The sequence below is a fragment of the Bacillus sp. CH_70 genome (genome assembly GCF_038007045.1).
Classification (GTDB): Bacteria; Bacillota; Bacilli; order Bacillales; family Bacillaceae_G; genus Bacillus_A; species Bacillus_A cereus.
Genome location: NZ_JBBOWL010000001.1, coordinates 3,053,693 through 3,072,822 on the forward strand (window position 1 = coordinate 3,053,693; position 19,130 = coordinate 3,072,822).

Genomic DNA, 19,130 nt, shown 5'->3' on the forward strand with positions numbered 1-19,130 from the left:
TGATAGTCTCGTATTTAAAAGCCTAATGCCAACAAAAACATTACTCCTCTTTTAATTAGCCTTAAAATTGTAAAGTGGCTTAATAATATGTTTAATATCAATTGTTTCTTTTGTATTCTTAATAATTTCATCCATTGGCTTATATACCATTGGTGCTTCATCTAAAGTACTTTCTGCAACAGATGTAGTCCAAACCTCTGTCATTGTATTTTGAAAATCCTCTAAGTTAAGTACTTCTTTCGCCTTCTTACGGCTCATAATACGTCCTGCTCCATGAGGGCCAGAAAAGTTCCAATCTGGATTCCCTTTACCAAATGCAATGATAGAACCGTCTCTCATATTAATTGGAATGATTACTCGTTCATCTTTCTGAGCTGAAATGGCACCTTTTCGTAGAATCATATTTTCCATATCGATGTAGTTATGAATTGTAGTGAATTGATCGGTTACTTTCCAATCCATTTTAGTGACGATTTCATCAATCATTGCTTTACGATTTAACTCCGCATATTTTTGAGCAATTTTCATATCATTCATGTAATCTTTAAATCCTTGTCCTTCTAAATAAGCTAATTCTTTGCGAATCACCGGTTTCTTAATTTCACGTAAAGCTTCATGTATTTCTTGTTGTCTACCTTCTTTCGTTAAACGCTCAATAATTTCTTCTTTAATAGATTTAACGTTTATAAGTTGCTCGTAAGCAAAGTTTTGATAATACTCTGCTACTTGTTTCCCTAAATTACGCGAACCACTATGAATGACAATGTATACATTTCCTTTATCATCCTCATTCAGTTCGACAAAATGATTGCCCCCGCCAAGTGTACCAATACTTTTTTGAGCACGTTGCAATGTAAACGGGGCTCTTACACTATCAAAATCAATCATTTTTGAAAATCTATGTTCCTTATCTCGAATACGAAAACCACTTGGGACAAATTTACGTATCGTTTCGTCTAAGTGATCGAAGTTGATTTCCTCTTTTTTCTTATTAATCATAACAACTTCCATGCCACAACCAATATCGTACTTACCTCTCAGTTTCCTGAAAGAGTGGACTATACCTTCTCTACAGTCATCGAGATATGCAGTCTCTACTGTAGGCTCACCGTATTAATTATTCCTCTTCAATTCAAAATGGATGAGGAATAATTCTGTACCTTAGTCTGCTAACATGGTACAAGTCTCTGAACCATTCGATTATGTCACCATAACCACTGGCTGCTGATTGCCCTCGCCTTTTATCGTTAGGGTTCCCAGTCAATTGAGTGAGTAGTTTAAAGTCTGAGCCGATTAGTTAACCCCGACTAAATTAGGAACAATCTTATCTTGAATTGTCATTGTTGTCCCAATCGTACAACCTGCACCCGCATGTGTATCTGGCATAATACGAATCTTGCTATCCTTTACGAATTCTTGGTTACAAAGATCAATAATTTGACCTGCTGCAGTTTTTTCTACATTCGTAGTAAACACTTTCGCTTCATTGTATTTCCCTTGTAATTTCAACATCTTCTATTTCCCCTTTCCTTTAGTTTCTACAAAAAATCAATTCATACATATTATATAAATATATTTCCCACCACTACAGCTCATTTCCTTTTTTATAAAAAAAGACACAGAGATTCCTCCCTATGCCTACTAATTTCCTACCTTTTCACCGCATGTACATAATGCACTGTCTCAAAAGCTTCTAAATAATCGTTTCGTCCTTCAAAATATAATACATCAATATCCTCTGGTGATAAATGCTCATAAATGAGTAAGCCCGCCTTCTCTAACAGTGCTTCCATTTCAGCATAAGAATAACATGATTTCATCGGTTCTCCGCCTACCGCAGCCATTTTCACCATATTTTCAACTCGATTGGACAGTCCCTTTTCTGTAAACAAGTTTTCATCAGGATAATCAAAAACAATAGAACTACCTGCCGGAACCATCTCGAATAAACATTCTAATAAACTAGCAAGTTCCTCTTTCGTTAAATAGTACGTAACACCTAAAAGGCTAAAGAAAGTCTTTTTATGTTCAAACCCTTCATTGCGTAACTGTTCATAGGAAAATCCTTTCGTAAAATCCATTGAAACAAAATGAAGGTTTTTTGGAACTTCAAGTTCTGTTTCTTTTATTCTTTCCTTCTTAAACACCTGCGTAGAAGGATGATCCACTTCAAATATTTCTATTTTATTTTCTAATTCTCGGTGTCTAAAACTGAACGTATCTAAGCCTGCACCGAGTACGACGTATTGTTTCGCTCCTAATGTAATTTCATGTAGTAATACTCTTTCACAATATGCAGCACGTGCTAAAGGTGTTGGTGATAACTGAACTTGCGTAATCCATTTTAATATTTCTTTTGGATTGTCTTGAAACTGCTCTGCAATTTCTTTATTGAAAAAGTGAATCCCTTGAACCATGTTCGTTTCAATATTGTTACGTTCTTTTTGTGAAATGAAATCTTTAGCTACATAATCATCAAAGATTTTAGGATTATCAAATTCACTATGATACGCCCTTCCGAAAGCTGATACTAACGACGTTACACTTGCTTCACCTTGTTTCACGCACATACACTCTCCTTCATGTTCACAACAAAAATAGGGTTCCCCTGGCCAGGAGAACCCTATTATACACCTTATTTTTATATTGGTAAATTATAGCATAAATAAGTTTTTTTGTCAAGTTTTCAGCCTACTACGCTCCAACAATTTGTGTAATCTCTAGCAGGAAGATTTCGATCTACACCGAATATTCCAGTTCATAACAATACAAATGGAGGGCGTCATGAAAAGATTAGTCATCATTACAGTAGGAAAAACACACAGTGGAAAAACTACATTTGCAAAAGAGCTAGAAAAAGAGTTACCTAATTCTTTTATTATGGACCAAGACAACCAAGCTGAATTTATTAACACACATTATGAAAAATTACAGCCGACAGAAGGATCAAATACACTAAAGCACAGTCTTTCAAAATTCATTGTTGATTATGCGAAAGAACATACAAATTTACACCTTATTATTTGTAACTCAAATAGAAGCCTAAACGGACGAATGTATTTGCTAAATGAATTGTTTAAGAAGGAGGAATATATACGCGTATTAGTTCACTTTGACATCCCAGATGATGTACTTTATGAAAGAGTGGCCCTTAGTAAACGAAGTACAAATATTTTTAGGGGAAACTATTCCAGTTTCAAAGAAGTCCTCCACCGCCAACAAGTTGAATCACTACATGAAGACGTAGTAGATCCTATAGAAAATGAAGCTGATTATTTGTTTGTTATTCGTAACAGTAAGGATGTAAACTCTACTATATTAAAAATTGTCCATCTTGCTAAAGAGTTCTCCCCTACTCCAAAATAAGAGACTATAAAAATTACATAATCATAGATTATTATGCAAATACTTCCTCTAGACGGCGCAGATGGTATATAATGATGGAAGAATCTACTTCTATATGCTCAATTTTACACAAAACAGCTCATGCATATGAAAGAAAAGAGGTACAAAAATATGAAAACAAAACAAACAATTGCTGCGTCTACACTAGCTTTAGCAATGATTGCTGGCGCGAACTCTGCTCATGCGGAAGTAAATGATGCTACTCCTCAGCAAAGTACGGGAGATCGATTAGCTGAAATTAAGCAACATAAACAAGAGTTAGATGCGAAATTACAGCAACACAAAGAAAACGTGGATCAAACATTAAATGAACTTAACAAAGTTAAGGAAAATGTTGATACTAAGGTGAATGAACTACATGAACGTAAACAAGTTGCTGATGAAAAAATTAACGAGATTAAACAACATAAACAAGAGTTAGATGCAAAACTTCAGCAAGACAAACAAATCGCCGAAGATAAAATCGCTGAAATTAAAGAGCATAAAAAACAAGTAGAAGATAAAGTTGCTGAAGTAAAAGAGCATAAACAAAATATCGATAACAAAGTGAATGAGATTAAAGAACATAAACAAACTGTCGATGAAAAAGTGAATGAAATGAAGCAACATAAAGAGAACATTGATCAAAAGGTTAATGAACTTAAGGAAGTAAAAAAACAAGTAGATGAAAAATTAGCTGAGTTAAAGAAAGCGAAACAAACTGCTGAAGACAAACTCGCTGAACTAAAAGAAAACAAGCCGAATACTGGTAACACGTTAGAGGAACTTAAGAAAATTAAAGGCAATTTAGACAGTCTTTCCGCTAACTTAGAACTAGCTAAACAAGATGTAAAAAACAAACTAGCTGAATTACAAAAGGCTAGAGAAGATTTACTAAATAAAATTAACGAAATTAAACAATCGAAACAAACTGTTTCAGACGATTTAACAAAGAAAAAACAAGACTTAGATATTAAAATCAACGACTTTAAGCATACTGAGAAAAAAATTGACGACAAATTAGCTGAGTTACATACAACGAAGCAAAATGTTGATAACAAGATTAATGAAGTATCACAGTCTAAACAAACGCAAGCAGATAATGGTACTAAAAACAATAACGCTAAAGAACTTCCTAACGCTGGTAGCGAGCAATCAAACAATATGGCTCTAGGAATGCTATCTGTATTAGGCGGTGTTTTATTACTTACTCGTAATAAAATTAAAAAGTATTTATAAAACAGCTATCATTTTGATTATATAATCTACTGTCCCTTCTCTAAGAAGCCTATGTATAGGCTTCTTAAGGAAGAGACCAAATATAAGTACGTTTACAAACTAGTTATCCCTCTACAGTTAGATTCTATTTCTATCCACATATCATTTGTTGCAGAGCCCAACCTTTCACTTTTTCATTATGATAATACCTCAAAAATAAATATAATTATCAAATTTCAAACTTAGATTAGTTCCTTATACTTTAACAAAACTGAAAAACTGTCATTCCCCTAAGTCATACTAATAGGAAAGTGTACAATTCTTTAACAATACTAACTCTTAATTCATACACTACTAATAGAACTTGTGTAGCAATAAAATTTTCCAAATCATCTAAATCACCATATATTTAACCTCTACTCGTACCTACATGATATTTTCATCCCCCTCTCATAAAGTTCTTATTCTTCTAATTACTACATGACCATGTTCCATTGCTACATTAGAACGACATCTATAAATATTGATAAGGAGTGAAATACATGGGTTCAACAAAACTTACAGGACGAGTAATTTACAAAGGAGATCCCGGTTATTTAGAAGCTATTAAGAATTGGAATCCTTACGTTGATGTCTTCCCCCTCGTCTTTGTTTTTGCACAAAATTCATATGATGTTAGTAACGCCATTAAATGGGCTCGCGAAAATCATGTTCCGTTACGTGTTAGAAGTGGTCGACATGCACTAGATAAAAACCTTTCTGTAGTAAATAGCGGCATCGTTATCGATGTAAGTGATATGAACAAAGTAAGTTTAGATAAAAAGAATGGTATCGCAACCGTTCAAACTGGAATTCACGTCGGGCCACTTGTAAAGGGACTAGCTAGAGAAGGTTTTATGTCACCGTTTGGAGATAGTCCTACAGTTGGAATCGGTGGCATTACAATGGGCGGTGGTTTTGGAGTAGTCTCACGAACAATCGGTCTAATAAGTGATAACCTTATTGCTTTAGAAACAGTAGATGCGACAGGCCGAATCATTCAAGCAGATCAATGTTGCAATAAAGATTTATTATGGGCTTCTAGAGGTGGTGGTGGTGGAAACTTCGGATACAACACTGAATATACATTGAAGCTTCATCGTGCCCCTAATACTGCCACAGTCTTTAATATCATTTGGCCATGGGATCAGTTAGAAACTGTTTTCAAAGTTTGGCAAGAATGGGCACCTTTTGTAGACTCACGATTGGGCTGCCTTCTTGAAATTTACAGCAAAATAAATGGACTTTGCCATGCAGAAGGTATTTTTTTAGGTTTCAAAAGTGAACTCATCAAACTATTAGAACCTTTAACAAATGCTGGAACTCCAACACAAATTGTTATAGAAGAATTACCTTACCCAGCCGCTATCGATTTCTTAGATCCAGATGAGCCAATCCCTGGTCGATCTGATCAAAGTGTGAAATTCTCTTCTGCCTGGGCACTTAACCTTTGGCCGGAAGAACCTATTTCCATTATGAAACGATTTTTAGAAGAAGCTACTGGAACAGAAGCTAATTTCTTTTTTATTAATTGGGGAGGTGCTATTAGTAAAGTACCTAGCAGTAAAACAGCGTTCTTTTGGCGTAGCCCGTTATTTTATACAGAATGGACTGCTAGCTGGAAAGACAAGTCTGAAGAAGCTGCCAATCTAGCATCAGTTGAAAGAGTTCGTCAATTAATAAAGCCGTATGTAACTGGTTCTTATGTTAATGTTCCAGATCAAAACATCGAAAATTTCGGACAAGAATATTACGGAGCAAACTTTGATAAGCTGCGGAAAGTAAAAGCAAAATATGACCCCGAAAATCTTTTCCGTTTCCCACAAAGTATACCTCCCTCTTCCTCTTGTTAATGCTTGAAAAAACAAAAAAAGAACTCTTACAATTGTAAGAGTTCTTTTTTTCATCATACCAATTTCCCATCTCTCAGCGTCAATATACGATCACATACATCAAGCATTCTTTCATCATGTGTAATCATAATTGCTGCTTTTTGGCTCTCTTTCACTTCACGTTTCATCATTTCTACGACTTCACGTGCACGTTTTGAGTCTAAGCTCGCCGTTGGCTCATCCGCTAATATTAAATCCGGATTGTTCATGAACGCACGAGCGATTGCTACCCTTTGTTTTTCCCCACCAGATAGTTGATTTGGATAATGATTTTTTCTTTCTCCTAATCCAAATGCCGCTAATAAATGATCTGCACGCTTTTCGGATTCTTGTTTACTTTCCTTTTTTAGCTTTGCAATATAAAGCAATTGTTCTTTTACATTTAAATATGGAACAAGGTTTGCAAACTGGAAGATGAAACCGATTTTTTTCAAACGAATGTCTGTCATTTCCTTTTCCGATAACTGTGTAATATTTTGCTCACGAATGTAAATATCTCCTTTTGACGGTGATAATAAAGCACCCGCGATCGATAATAACGTACTTTTCCCTGATCCAGAAGGACCAACGATTCCGATAAATTCTCCAGCTTTCACATCAAGCGACATCGGATGAAGGGCTGTTACTTCCGTATTCCCTTCTCCGTACACTTTACTTACTTTGTCTAATTTTAATAATGAAGTCATTACATCCCGCCTCCAATTGCCTCTAGCGCATCAACTTTTAATACTTGGTATAACGAAATAAGTGTTCCTAAAATACTAATTACGATAAAGATTGCTCCATATTGTGCAATCATCGGTGTTGTTAATAAGAACGGCATACCTGCTGGTAAAATTTGTTCTAATCCTTGTACAAGAACGATACTAATTACCATCGCAACGACTGATAAGAATAACGCTTGCACGACTAAGCTATTTGCTAAATACGAGTTCTTCGTACCAATTGCTTTTAATACACCTAATTGCTGTGTTTTTTGCAGTGTAATGACGTAGAAGAATACACCAATTAGTAATGCAGCGATTACAAGTAAGAACGCAATAATCATCGTTAACGTTCCTTGCTCTTCTTTAAATCCTGGAATACTTTGCAGCACTTCTTTTTTGTCAATTACGTGTGCATTTTTTACTTCTTTATCTGTATTAAGTGCGATTGCACTATAATCTTTTTGGTTTGGTTGTGAAATAGCGCCCCATACGTCTTCATTTACATAAACGACTGGTGTATGGCTAAACATTTGATCTTTCGTAAATCCGACGATTTTAAATTCTTTCTTTGAAACAGGATCGATAATTGTATCCCCAATATCGATTCCTTTTTCTTTAATTGATTCATCAGCAACCATTTCGTTGTTTGCTGTACCTAACTTCTCACCTTTTACAATGTTCGGTTCTAAAAATGTATCGCGTTCACTTGAGAAAATAGCGATATCAACCTTTTTCGAACTATCTTTCTTTTCATACGTTGAAACTTTCACCCGAAATGGAACTGCCTCTTTCTCGCCCACTTGATTTACTACGTTATCTACATCGTCTTTCTTAATTTGTGAACGAAGTAATTTATTTTCCGCATCATCTGCTAAAACGAACTTATTTGCCTCCATATTTTGAATCGATGAAGCATTATCATATGATAATCCATTTGCTAATCCTGAAATAACAAGGACTAAAAATGATAGTAACACCATAATGAGTCCGATTAATCCGTATCTTAATTTTGATTGTTTCAATTCACGCAGAGCTAAAAACATTTCGCTCGCTCCTTCCTCTTTCTTTCTATGCACTAATCATAAAAAAGAAATATGAACGGAATATGAACAGAAGATTACAGAGCAAAAAAATAAATTTTCTGAAAGTATTGAAAATAAATAGAATCCTTGATACAATTCAGTCAAATAATATTGACCGAGTAATTTAATTCAAGGAGTTGATCATGTTGAAGCCCGTATTAACACTAACTACTTATAGCCAACTAAAAGCATTAAGCGATCCACTACGTGCCGAAATGATGATACGTCTATGCGAACGTCCTTATACTGGACAATTACTATCTGAGAAATTCGGCATTTCAAGGGCGAAAATTCATTATCATTTAAAAGAATTAGAAAAGAATGGTCTTATAGAGATCGTTTATACAGAAGAAAAGAATGGGATTATTCAAAAGTTTTATCAATCTGTCGCGAAAGGCTTCACCCCTGCTGCAGATCTATTACCTCATTTAGAAATATTAAGCGAATCAGGTCGCCAAATCTTTTTACAAATGATAGAAAGAACGAAAAGCCAAATTCTCGCTGCACCAGAAGAAGCTTTTACATTACGAAATGCAAGTGAAGATCCAGCTAAGTGGAATTACGTTTCATCCTGCTGGGAATTTGATGCTACGCCAGAACAATTTCAAGTGTGGGTAAAAAAGTTTTATGAATTAATGGCTGAATTAAACGAAATCACAAAAGGTGCAGATAAAGATCCGAATAGTAAACCTTATTATATTTCTACTACTGCACTTCAAATCGCTGAGAGAACAATGCAGCAATTTATTAAAAAAGAAGAAAAATCGTAATACGATTTTTTTTACATAAACGGTCAAATTTATTTTACCGAATAAATTTATTATAAAGGAGTAGATAAAGTGGACATATTAAAAAACCGGAATTTCCTCTTATTATTTTTAGGAAGAATTTTCACCAACATAGGAGATAGTTTGTATTATGTAGCCGCGATGTGGCTCGTATACAAATTAAGTGGTAATCCTTTTTATTCTGGATTGGCTGGTTCCCTTACGTTATTACCTTCTGCATTACAATTTCTTACTGGTCCATTCGTTGATAGATGGTCAATAAAAAACACCCTCGTCATCACACAAGTTTTGCAATCCATTCTTATTTTAATCATTCCTATTACACACTACTTCGACCTACTAACAGTCCACCTACTACTCATCATCATGCCAATCGTAGCCTTTATTGAACAATTCGCCTATCCCGCACAATCAAAAGCTTTACCACTTCTACTGCATAAAACACAATTATTAAAAGGAAATTCACTCTTCTCATTTGCATATCAAGGCATTGATTTAATTTGTACGACTCTTTCTGGAATATTAGTAGCACTATTTGGCGCCATTACTTTATATGTAATCGACTCCTTTACATTCGCGATTACTGCCCTTTTGTTCTTTTCATTAAAAATGCCAAAACAAACTGAAGCAGACACAACACTTTCAACTAAACAATATTTTACTGATTTAAAAGAAGGGTTTTCAATCGTATTTCGTTCCTTAATGGGCGTCTTCTTAATTGGTTCCGTTGTCGCTAATTTTTCAATCGGTATGACGATGGCAATACTCCCTTCTTTCGCTGATTCTTTAGGCGGTGTAAAATTATATGGTTTCTTTTTAGCCGCTATATCCGCCGGTTGTTTAATTGGAGCACTATTCAGTTCATGGGTTGGTAAACATAATGTTGGCCGTGTCTCCATTATTAGCTTTGCGACTGGCGCTTTCTTTTGGTTTCTCTCAACGGTTGTACCGTTTCAATGGCTATCCATTTTTTTATTCGGCTTAGCTTGGATACCAATTGGTGCGACCAACATATTATTTGCGACTATTGGTCAAATTGTAATTCCAAACCAATATCTTGGGCGTATCAATTCAGTCACACGAAGCATGGGCACAATTGCTATGCCACTCGGCTCTTTAATTGGCGGATACACTGCGAATGTATATAGTAGCCAACTCATTTTCGCGCTTGCTAGCATTGGGATTTTATTCATTTCCCTCGTATGGCTACTTCATCCGAAATTACGGGCTTTTCCAAAAGCTGATGAAATTACAGCGGATACTTTTGAGCTTCGGTTTAAGGAAGAACGCGGGAAAGGTGCGGCTTTATAGCAACCAAACATAACCCCGTTCTAAATTGGGGACGGGGTTAAAAATATAGTTATTTCATTTTGGATGTAAAATACTTCACTAAAATATAACAATAAAGTCGTTTGAATATCTAAAATTTATTCAACAATAGCACCAACTAAAAGGTGCCGTTAACGCTTTGATGGCCATGCCCCCTGCATTTTCCTTAATTGAATAATTTGGCCTGTATGATAAGCATCATGAAGCATGATGTCTAGTAATTTACCTTCAAGTGAATTTTGTTCAAGCTCTCTTTCAGAAATTGCACTTAATACCTGTCTTAAATTACGCTGAGCATTTTCAGAGCGTTCAACGACTTCCTTCCATTCCGTATCATTATTAGATTGCTTAGTAAGATAAAAGGTGTCATTACCGTCAAGATTATGTGTCCATTCACGTCCTTCCAAGTTTGCAGCAAGTCTTTCTTTGTAATAAGTGAGATGATTAACATTCTCCCAAATAGTATTTGTTGTCTCTCCAGCTGGTTTCCACATAGCCTGTTCAGCTGTAAGTCCTTCTATAGCATGTTTAAACGGTGCATACCAACTCTCTTTATCGAATGTTGAATCTAGTACGTTTAATAACAAGTCAATTCGTTTCAAAGTAATTTCCTCCCTAAATAGCTAAATTTTCAATAAAATCCTTATAACTCTGTAGAGATTCTACATTTTCAAATAAACTTCCTCCTAATCTTATTCTACAAACAAGTCCAATTATGGATTAGGATTACTCACATCTTTAAAACAACTCTTTTCACTTTACACATAGACTAACGAACAAAAAAGAGGCCGTTCCGAAACAGCCTCTTTCATCTATTTAGGAAGCTCCACCCGAACAGTCGTCCCTTCCCCTTTCGTGCTATATACCAAAACGGTCCCTTTATGCAGTTCAACAATCTTCTGCACAATCGACAATCCTAAACCGCTACCTTCTACGTTTCTTGCCCTTGCTGTATCTACCTTGTAAAAACGATCAAAAATACGATCCATTTCTTCTTGCTCCATACCGATTCCGTTGTCTGATATAGAAATTATAACGTTAGACTCTAACTCTTCCACGAAAAACTCAATCGTTCCACCATCGTTCGAAAACTTAATGCTATTCGTAAAAATGTTACTCCATACTTGATGAAGTAAGTTTTCATCACCTTTTATAGTGATATCTGGCACATCAAATTCAACGGCGATATCTTTTTCCCGCCATTTCCATTCAAGCATAAAAATGACGTCTTTAATTTGTTTTTGTAAGGAAAAGTCTTTTATTTGTAAAACCTTTTCCTCCTTATCTAATGAAGCGAGCGTAAGTAACTGTTTACATAAACTAGACATTCGCTTACTTTCGCCCTCAATAATTTGTAAGTAATGGTTTCTTTCTTCCACGCTCATCTTTTCTGTTTGCAATGTCTTCGAAAAACCTTGTATGGAAGAAAGCGGCGACTGAAATTCATGTGAAACGTTCGAAACGAATTCTTGTCTCATTTCATCTAGTTCTTTTATACTTTTCGTCATCTTTTGGAAGCTTGTAGATAACGTTCCTATTTCATCTTTTCGTTTTACGTCTAATTCAATTTTATATTCCCCACTCGCAATTTTTTGCGTAGCCTTCGTAAATTTACGGATTGGGCGAACGATATAACCTGCTGCAATCGCTATAAAAATAATACTTATTAGTACGATAAACCCAAGTAATACCGCTAAGAAAATTCGCATTTCGCCAAATTGGTTCTGAATGTCAGGACGAATAAATAAAGCGTACTGTTTATCACCGTGTTGCACTGGTACACCGACGCTATTAATTAATTCATTATCGAAAAACCCTGTAATAAAGAGACGAGTTGGATAGGTGGAAACACCATTAAACGTTTCTCCTTGCAATACTTTATGAACAGTAGCATCGCTAATAGACGTCTTACGAAACGCATTGCCAATACGCTTTCCATTCTTTTGATCATCGACAATATAAATTTCATACCCTAACTTTGCGATAGAATGTAAGTACGCCTCTTGATTTTCTTCACTTTGCTTTTCATATAACGATTTAACTTCTTCAGCATACTTTAAAATCTTTTCACTGTTATACGGTTTTAACTTCACTTGATAATATACGTTCGTTAATAAAAAGCCGATAATACTACTAAGTAGCATAATGCCGACCGTCATAAATACAAATCTAGAATATAGTGATTTCATCTTATTTCAACTCCAACTTATACCCGAGGCCGCGCACTGTCGTAATTTGAAAATCATCCGTTCGTTTTGAGAAACGATCTCGTAGTCGCTTCACATGAACATCAACTGTTCGTTCATCTCCTTCAAAATCCATTCCCCATACTAATTCAATTAATTCTTCTCTTGAAAATGTTCTTCCAGGATAACTAGCAAGTTGTGATAATAGCTCAAATTCCTTTAAAGGAAGCAAAATTGTTTGACCGTTACACTTTACTTCCACACCTTTTCGATCAATTGTCGTTCCGTGCAACGTAATAATATCTGCACTCAGCATTTGATAACGACGTAATAAAGCTTTCATACGGAAAATCACTTCAGCTGGTTCAAATGGTTTCACAATATAATCGTCTGTACCAGAAATGAAGCCTTTTTCTTTATCCACTAACTGGTCTTTCGCAGTTAATAAAATAACAGGAATATCATGATACTTCCGTATTTCTTCACATAACGTATAGCCATCAACAAATGGCATCATAATGTCTACAATCGCAAGATGAATATTTTCCTTCTCTAATACGTCTTGCGCTACCTTTCCATCTTCCGCCTCAAAAACTTGAAATCCCTCTTTTTGTAAATGATAATGCAACAACTCTCTAATATGTTTATCGTCATCAGCTAATAAAATATGTATCATCTTCATTAAACCCTCTCTCGTTCATCCTTCTACATCACTACATTAAGAAACAATTAGATTTTTTGCAAGAAAAAGAAAAAGAATCTATTTTGAAAAAAGATTATTCAAAATAGATTCTCACGTTTTAGTATTAAGATTATTTTAATCAAAAACAATTTTTAAGCCTTCGAAATATCAACAAATCCTTCTCCGAACACATCACGAACATCGTGTATAGCGATGAACGCCGCCGGATCCGTAGTTTGAACAATCCGCTTTAGCTTCACTACTTCTTGCTTATTAATAACAACATAAAGAATTTCCTTCGGAGTTTTCGTGTAATAGCCATGACCTGAGTACACAGTAACCCCTCTGCCCATTAAGGTAGTTACCTTCCCGGCAATTTCATTGGGATTATCAGAAATAATCGTAATGGCTTTCTTCGGATTTAAACCTTCAATTACAAACTCCATCACTTTCGTTGCTACATATAACATAATAATTGTTATCATCAGTTTTTCTGCACCAATGATGAAATACGATGAAAACGCAACGATTAAATCGAAGAACAGTAGACCGTAGCTAATGCTCCATCCTAAATATTTATGTGTCATCCTTGCTAAGATGGTAGTACCTGCAGTTGTTCCGCCAACACGAATGATTAGACCAATCCCGCATCCAATAAATATTCCTCCGAAAATGGCATTTACGAGCATTTCATCCGAAGCGATCGTCCAACCTTCTGTCAAATGAAGAAATAGTGAGTTTGTAACTACAGCAATGATTGTATAAATTGTTGTAATCTTATTTAAAAATTTATAACCGGCTATTAACAAAATCGCATTTAAAATTAAGTTAACTAAACCCGGTGACCATTCAAATAAATAGTACGTAATAATCGTGATACCTGTTACTCCACCCTCACCAAACTCGTTCGGGATAACAAATAAATTGACACCTAACGCAAAAAGAAATGCACCGATAATAATAAAAATAATGTCTGTCGTTCTTTTTTTCATACAGTACCTCACTTCTTATGTAAATATTTATTCTGTCATAAACTCTCACCATTATATCGTGGAATATTCAAATCGAACAGTGGTTTATTTTTATTTTAATATAGGATGATAAGTCAACTTTATCCTATATCCACTTGTAATTAAGAAAGTAAAATAACTGTATTTATTATGTACTACAACTAAAGTTTTGATTTCACATGCAATTCAGCCTAAAAAATGAATATAAACACTCTCACTCGCACAAACTTCAAATACAAAGCAAATAAGCGAAGCTATAGAATAGACTTCGCATCAAGCGTGTGATCATAGAAATTCATATGGGATTTTATATTCATACGTTTCAGAAATAAATTCACTTATCTTTCTCCATATATTCTTTAATCTTTCGTTCTTCCCACTCTTTCCCAAATATCCCAACTGGAAAAGTTGTCAAACCGTGTATAACGATACCTATCCCCCAGCCTGCAAGTGGATATAAAAACCATAATTTACTTGAATCAGAACTTATATTTATAATAAAAAGCATTAAGTTCACTAGTATATAAACCGTTAAATGAATGTAAAAAGCTTTTAAATTCTCTACCCTTTTTTTAGCTCGTAAATAAACCTCATCTTGTTCCACCCTTAAACACCTCTTTCAATCTTGTATTTTTTCACCTTCGCTCTAGTGTTAACATCATATTCTTATTGGAAATCCGTTATTCTCAAAAAACACAAAACAAAAAGTACCCATCAAATTGTTATACACATAATAATTTGATGGGTACTGCATGATACATTTAGTTTTTACATGTATTGTTTGGAGAAAATTGCAAATAACGACCTATACTCGCCTTATTAAGACCAAATCCATACATCATCATTATTTTCAGCGTTCGTCTTTGCTTCATGAACTTTTTCAATATGATCAACTGTGTTCCAGTTAATAGAAATACCGCCCCAGCCTACATACTTCATATCAATTTTTACTTTCTCACCCACATTAAATACTTGTCCCTTTGTTAAGAAAACATCAATAATATCTTTCTTCCCATTTAGCGATGGATACTCAACTACAACATATTTAGTAGCACCGTCTCCCTCATCTTCCATCGTTCCTACTTTTGATACTTCTCCAATTACATAATTAGGTGAGCCATCTTCTTTCATGTGCATACCTAACTTGTTTGTTGTATTTTCAACTGCAGTTGCAACCATATATTCTGTAAAATTACGCATCATAGATCCAGTAGCTTTTACTTCATCTCCTACTTTCACGTTTGAAAGTGAATCAATATACACACTAACAGGTTCCTCATATTGCTTAGATTTTACAACAATCACACCGTTATCTACTTCTACTACTCGTCCTTCTAACGTTGAGAAATTCGATTCAATAGAAGCTGCACTCGCTTTTGTTAGTTCTAATCCTGGTACATTTGTTCCTGATAATGCTGCGATCCCTAAAGCACCTGCTAAAATTATTTTTTTCATACCCATATGTAACATCTCCATTCATGATGATTTTATTTTTTTGATTGGTATCGACCAACCTGTAATCATTATAGTTACAGGTTATAAAAAATAGCAACCCCCTTTCTTATGCAATGTTGCATACTGTAATTTTTAAATATACAGCAAGTGGGCTTTAATTTAATTCAAAGCTAAAATAACCTTATGACCACGGTATAAAGAAATTAAGAACCACTTTCGGTCCTAAGGTTAACGAATAGCTTTATAAAAACTCAATCAAAATTTATTCAACTAGTTGAATAATGAACCATGTCGAATTTTTTTTCATAAAATTCAAATTTCAAGGAGGTTTTACAAAATATTACACAGAATTATTCGTATATCGTAATATATTTGGAATTTTTTACGATTCGTTTCATTTTATCTACCACGTTTAGACAAAATGAAATAAAACAATAAAAAGGAGAGAGATAGATTGAAAAGAAAAATTAGTACAGCTGTTGTAGGGTTATCAGTGTTTAGCCTTGGTCTTTTTGGTGTAAATATTGGGGATGGCGGCGTTGTAAAAGCTGAGCACGGTGAAACTTTTGCTCCGAAATTAGAAAATCATGGTGACTACGGTGGCGCTCCTGCTTATGATCATGGAAGACCCCCTATTTCATCATATAATAAAGGGGATACTTGGACTCCGAAACAAGAGACACATGCTGATTTAAGCTCGAAATTAGATTCACATGGAGATTCATGGGCTCCTGCTTATAATAAAGGCGATGGTGGGGGTTCCCCTGCCTACACGAATACTCATGGAGAAGGAATGGCTCCTAAACAAGAGAGTCACGCTGACTTCTTTGCTCCTACGTTAGAAGCGCATGGTAATACTGGCGCTCCTGCTTTAAATGTTGGTGATACGCCGACTCCTAAACTTGAGAGCCATGCTGATACTCCTGCTCCGAAGCTTGAAGGACATGGCGATACTCCTGCTCCGAAGCTTGAAGGACATGGTGATTTTCCTGCTCCAAAATTAGATGCTCATGGCGATACTCCTGCTCCTAAACTTGAAGGACATGGCGATACTCCTGCTCCGAAGCTTGAAGGGCACGAACATTTCCCTGCTCCTAAACAAGAAGCTCACGGTGAGACTATTTAACACAAAAATCCTAGCTATTGTAGCTAGGATTTTTACCTTCTTACCCTATTCACACCTCATGCATACTTTCTCAACTTTTATTTTAGCATTGTACATGTGGCATCATTTTATTAAGATTCTATAGTCAATTGTGTCCTTTTCTTCATAAAAACACATGGACTGACAGGTTTTACCGACTTATATAATTCTGAATATTTTTTATCAAAAATAAATTCCATATAATTACTTTTAATTGTGTTACCATTATAGTTACAATTATATAAAAAAATATACAAGGGGGCTAATATGAACATTTCATTGAAGGGACATACATATACAACAAAACATTTAGAAGCTTGGTACCATGCAATCTTAACGCAAAACGTTAAGGAAGCACAAATTCAGTTTCAAGAAGCTAAAAAAGAACATGAAGAAATACTTTTGAAAGAAACAGAAACGATTCCACTTTATCAGTTATATTACGCATTACTGCAGTTCCGACATACAGCTCTGACAGATGGACTATCAATCTCGAAAGATAGTTTTCAAATCATAGAAGACCAAGAAAAACCAGAAGATAAACACCTATCTTATCTATATCATTATTATAAAGCGATTTATTTTGCAGCAATTAATCATTATCAAGAAGCAGAAGAATATTTCTTAAAAGCACATGCACTTTTATCTGGACACAGTCAAATTGAACAAGCTGATTTCTATTACCGATACGCTGCTTATCATTGTCACCAACAACAACCAAGTTTTGCCATTGTAAATGCTTCTAAAGCATTAGAAATTTTCGAATCGCAACACGGATGTGAAAGAAATATTTCATCCTGTTTAAGTGTACTTGGTGCTTCTTATGTAGACGTAGGACACTTTGAACAAGCTGAAGAAAGCTATAACAAAGCGTTAGATATTCTCCAAAAATTAAATGAAGAATCATTACAACTGTATGTACGCGGTAATCTAGGTCATCTATATGCTAGCCAGAATCTTTCTGAAGAGGCAATTCGTCACTTGACACAAGTTGTTGAAAAGATCCCCTCTCACTACAAAGCTATATTCTTACTTGCTCAAGAACATGAAAAATTAGGACTTATAGACAAAGCAAACCACTACATTAAAATAGGGAAACAACTTATTGCTGAACTTGGTAATGAAGAGCACAAACATCACTTTGCTATATTAGAAGCTTTCACAAATCAAACTGAATTAGACAAAATTGAACCGATTGTTTTAGAAGGAATTGAATACTTCAATAAAGAATCTTTATATATCTATGTTTCTGAGTATCTTGAAAAACTAGCTCTTGCGTTTTATAACAAACAACAACATGAGAAAGCAAGTTTATACTTCTTTAATAGTACAGTAGCAAAAAAATCAAATGAAAGAGGGTTAAAGAAATGAAAAAAACAATTGGTAAAATCGCTGTAGGTATTGCATTTACGGGTATTGCTGCATTTGGTTTAAACGCAGGTTTCACAAATCAAGCTGGACATACTCACTTCCCGTCTCCACCAGCTCCTTCTTTTTCTGAGGGCCACACTGGCGGCGCTCCTGCATTAAACATCGGTGACACTGGTGGAGCTCCTAAACAAGAAGGGTATGCACATTTCCCTGCTCCGAAAGTTGAATCTCATGGCAATACTGGCGGTGCTCCTACTAATTCTTAACATAGTACAGGTATTTAATTTACCAATATTGAGATTTATTTAGTTTTCAATTTCCATATTTATTCGGAAACCATTCAATATAGCACCTATTATGTATACGCATGATTTCTGTAATGATACGCTGTACCCCAGAGAAATCTTCAATACATATGTGGTTTTCAAGTCTAAAAAATACACCTATTAATTAGGTGTATTTTTTCACCTCTCTATCTACTACTCAAAGAATAATCCCCTAAAAATCCCAACAAAAAAACGAAGAAATTATCTATACTTCGGACACTTAAAGTACCACGAACGTTGCGATTTTTAGTGACACTCCGTATCCAACTTCCCTTACCTCTCCCATGCCTAAAGGCGCTAGCTTTCTTGTTCAGGAAAAGCTGTAACCTCTCCATTCATGATGATTTTATTTTTCGGATTGAATACGATCAACTTATAATCATTACAGTTACAGATTGCAGAAAATAGCAACTTTCTTTCTCATACAATGTTGCATACTGTAATTTTCAAATACAATTCAACACTAAGATTGAATTCTTAAATCCCAGCAGGTAAACGAATTGACGATGAAGAAACT

At 35.0% G+C, this 19,130-nt stretch carries 19 protein-coding genes; 8 read left to right on the top strand and 11 right to left on the bottom strand.

Annotation, left to right across the window (positions count from 1 at the left end):
* Window positions 1–51 precede the first annotated feature (51 nt).
* The 3 genes from N2V79_RS15480 to N2V79_RS15490 all read right to left on the bottom strand — a co-directional run bounded on the left by N2V79_RS15480 (window position 52) and on the right by N2V79_RS15490 (window position 2,570).
* Window positions 52–1,011, bottom strand: a complete 960-nt coding sequence (locus N2V79_RS15480; RefSeq protein WP_340720034.1) for an RtcB family protein — start codon at window positions 1,009–1,011, stop codon at window positions 52–54.
* Window positions 1,012–1,293: 282 nt separating this feature from the next.
* Window positions 1,294–1,512: an RtcB family protein gene (locus tag N2V79_RS15485; protein WP_000916240.1), complete on the bottom strand. Its 219-nt coding sequence runs from the start codon at window positions 1,510–1,512 to the stop codon at window positions 1,294–1,296.
* 137 nt (window positions 1,513–1,649) lie between these two features.
* A complete protein-coding gene (locus N2V79_RS15490) occupies window positions 1,650–2,570 on the bottom strand; it encodes a class I SAM-dependent methyltransferase (protein WP_014482074.1) in 921 nt (306 codons plus the stop codon).
* 214 nt (window positions 2,571–2,784) lie between these two features.
* Between N2V79_RS15490 and N2V79_RS15495 the strand changes: the two genes are divergently transcribed.
* From N2V79_RS15495 to N2V79_RS15505, 3 genes are all read left to right on the top strand, one after another.
* Window positions 2,785–3,366, top strand: a complete 582-nt coding sequence (locus N2V79_RS15495; protein WP_088022890.1) for an AAA family ATPase — start codon at window positions 2,785–2,787, stop codon at window positions 3,364–3,366.
* A gap of 150 nt (window positions 3,367–3,516) precedes the next feature.
* Window positions 3,517–4,623 carry an LPXTG cell wall anchor domain-containing protein gene (locus tag N2V79_RS15500; RefSeq protein WP_340720035.1) on the top strand — a complete coding sequence of 369 codons (1,107 nt, stop codon included), beginning with the start codon at window positions 3,517–3,519 and terminating at the stop codon, window positions 4,621–4,623.
* Window positions 4,624–5,144: 521 nt separating this feature from the next.
* Window positions 5,145–6,494 (top strand): FAD-binding oxidoreductase, encoded by a 1,350-nt coding sequence (locus tag N2V79_RS15505; RefSeq protein ID WP_340720036.1) that lies wholly within the window; start codon window positions 5,145–5,147, stop codon window positions 6,492–6,494.
* A 53-nt stretch (window positions 6,495–6,547) separates the two neighbouring features.
* On the opposite strand, the gene N2V79_RS15510 is transcribed toward N2V79_RS15505, so the two are convergent.
* Entirely contained in the window at window positions 6,548–7,219 is a 672-nt protein-coding gene (locus N2V79_RS15510; RefSeq protein ID WP_029442791.1) for an ABC transporter ATP-binding protein, read from the bottom strand.
* Window positions 7,219–8,283: an ABC transporter permease gene (locus N2V79_RS15515; protein WP_340720037.1), complete on the bottom strand. Its 1,065-nt coding sequence runs from the start codon at window positions 8,281–8,283 to the stop codon at window positions 7,219–7,221. The genes N2V79_RS15510 and N2V79_RS15515 overlap by 1 nt, the downstream gene beginning before the upstream one ends.
* Window positions 8,284–8,468: 185 nt before the next feature.
* Between N2V79_RS15515 and N2V79_RS15520 the strand changes: the two genes are divergently transcribed.
* Both N2V79_RS15520 and N2V79_RS15525 read left to right on the top strand, forming a co-directional pair.
* Window positions 8,469–9,092: an ArsR/SmtB family transcription factor gene (locus N2V79_RS15520; protein WP_024927960.1), complete on the top strand. Its 624-nt coding sequence runs from the start codon at window positions 8,469–8,471 to the stop codon at window positions 9,090–9,092.
* 69 nt (window positions 9,093–9,161) lie between these two features.
* Entirely contained in the window at window positions 9,162–10,421 is a 1,260-nt protein-coding gene (locus tag N2V79_RS15525; RefSeq protein ID WP_340720038.1) for an MFS transporter, read from the top strand.
* A 149-nt stretch (window positions 10,422–10,570) separates the two neighbouring features.
* Here the strand turns inward: N2V79_RS15525 and N2V79_RS15530 are convergent, their stop codons facing one another.
* The 6 genes from N2V79_RS15530 to N2V79_RS15555 form a co-directional block, all read right to left on the bottom strand.
* Window positions 10,571–11,041: a DinB family protein gene (locus tag N2V79_RS15530; protein ID WP_000821001.1), complete on the bottom strand. Its 471-nt coding sequence runs from the start codon at window positions 11,039–11,041 to the stop codon at window positions 10,571–10,573.
* Between the two features lie 210 nt (window positions 11,042–11,251).
* Window positions 11,252–12,628: a sensor histidine kinase gene (locus N2V79_RS15535; RefSeq protein WP_340720039.1), complete on the bottom strand. Its 1,377-nt coding sequence runs from the start codon at window positions 12,626–12,628 to the stop codon at window positions 11,252–11,254.
* 1 nt (window position 12,629) lies between these two features.
* On the bottom strand, window positions 12,630–13,307 hold the full coding sequence (locus tag N2V79_RS15540; protein WP_000781973.1) for a response regulator transcription factor: 678 nt from the start codon (window positions 13,305–13,307) through the stop codon (window positions 12,630–12,632).
* A gap of 152 nt (window positions 13,308–13,459) precedes the next feature.
* Window positions 13,460–14,299 (bottom strand): YitT family protein, encoded by an 840-nt coding sequence (locus N2V79_RS15545; protein WP_000747488.1) that lies wholly within the window; start codon window positions 14,297–14,299, stop codon window positions 13,460–13,462.
* A 352-nt stretch (window positions 14,300–14,651) separates the two neighbouring features.
* Window positions 14,652–14,921 carry a 2TM domain-containing protein gene (locus tag N2V79_RS15550; RefSeq protein WP_000434263.1) on the bottom strand — a complete coding sequence of 90 codons (270 nt, stop codon included), beginning with the start codon at window positions 14,919–14,921 and terminating at the stop codon, window positions 14,652–14,654.
* Between the two features lie 215 nt (window positions 14,922–15,136).
* Complete coding sequence (locus tag N2V79_RS15555; RefSeq protein WP_000525484.1) at window positions 15,137–15,778, bottom strand: F0F1 ATP synthase subunit alpha; 642 nt, start codon at window positions 15,776–15,778, stop codon at window positions 15,137–15,139.
* Between the two features lie 448 nt (window positions 15,779–16,226).
* Here N2V79_RS15555 and N2V79_RS15560 point away from each other — a divergent pair, with 448 nt between their 5' ends.
* The 3 genes from N2V79_RS15560 to N2V79_RS15570 all read left to right on the top strand — a co-directional run bounded on the left by N2V79_RS15560 (window position 16,227) and on the right by N2V79_RS15570 (window position 18,553).
* A complete protein-coding gene (locus tag N2V79_RS15560) occupies window positions 16,227–16,898 on the top strand; it encodes a hypothetical protein (protein WP_340720040.1) in 672 nt (223 codons plus the stop codon).
* Window positions 16,899–17,183: 285 nt separating this feature from the next.
* On the top strand, window positions 17,184–18,287 hold the full coding sequence (locus N2V79_RS15565) for a tetratricopeptide repeat protein (protein ID WP_001027120.1): 1,104 nt from the start codon (window positions 17,184–17,186) through the stop codon (window positions 18,285–18,287).
* Entirely contained in the window at window positions 18,284–18,553 is a 270-nt protein-coding gene (locus N2V79_RS15570) for a hypothetical protein (protein ID WP_088024506.1), read from the top strand. The genes N2V79_RS15565 and N2V79_RS15570 overlap by 4 nt, the downstream gene beginning before the upstream one ends.
* Window positions 18,554–19,130: the final 577 nt, after the last annotated feature.

What these genes read in the sequence shown, in the direction of transcription:
- N2V79_RS15480 (WP_340720034.1), bottom strand. Translation starts at nt 1,011, where the DNA reads ATGGAAGTTGTTATGATTAATAAGAAAAAAGAGGAAATCAACTTCGAT.
- N2V79_RS15485 (WP_000916240.1), bottom strand. Translation starts at nt 1,512, where the DNA reads ATGTTGAAATTACAAGGGAAATACAATGAAGCGAAAGTGTTTACTACG.
- N2V79_RS15490 (WP_014482074.1), bottom strand. Translation starts at nt 2,570, where the DNA reads ATGTGCGTGAAACAAGGTGAAGCAAGTGTAACGTCGTTAGTATCAGCT.
- N2V79_RS15495 (WP_088022890.1), top strand. Translation starts at nt 2,785, where the DNA reads ATGAAAAGATTAGTCATCATTACAGTAGGAAAAACACACAGTGGAAAA.
- N2V79_RS15500 (WP_340720035.1), top strand. Translation starts at nt 3,517, where the DNA reads ATGAAAACAAAACAAACAATTGCTGCGTCTACACTAGCTTTAGCAATG.
- N2V79_RS15505 (WP_340720036.1), top strand. Translation starts at nt 5,145, where the DNA reads ATGGGTTCAACAAAACTTACAGGACGAGTAATTTACAAAGGAGATCCC.
- N2V79_RS15510 (WP_029442791.1), bottom strand. Translation starts at nt 7,219, where the DNA reads ATGACTTCATTATTAAAATTAGACAAAGTAAGTAAAGTGTACGGAGAA.
- N2V79_RS15515 (WP_340720037.1), bottom strand. Translation starts at nt 8,283, where the DNA reads ATGTTTTTAGCTCTGCGTGAATTGAAACAATCAAAATTAAGATACGGA.
- N2V79_RS15535 (WP_340720039.1), bottom strand. Translation starts at nt 12,628, where the DNA reads ATGAAATCACTATATTCTAGATTTGTATTTATGACGGTCGGCATTATG.
- N2V79_RS15540 (WP_000781973.1), bottom strand. Translation starts at nt 13,307, where the DNA reads ATGAAGATGATACATATTTTATTAGCTGATGACGATAAACATATTAGA.
- N2V79_RS15545 (WP_000747488.1), bottom strand. Translation starts at nt 14,299, where the DNA reads ATGAAAAAAAGAACGACAGACATTATTTTTATTATTATCGGTGCATTT.
- N2V79_RS15555 (WP_000525484.1), bottom strand. Translation starts at nt 15,778, where the DNA reads ATGGGTATGAAAAAAATAATTTTAGCAGGTGCTTTAGGGATCGCAGCA.
- N2V79_RS15565 (WP_001027120.1), top strand. Translation starts at nt 17,184, where the DNA reads ATGAACATTTCATTGAAGGGACATACATATACAACAAAACATTTAGAA.
- N2V79_RS15570 (WP_088024506.1), top strand. Translation starts at nt 18,284, where the DNA reads ATGAAAAAAACAATTGGTAAAATCGCTGTAGGTATTGCATTTACGGGT.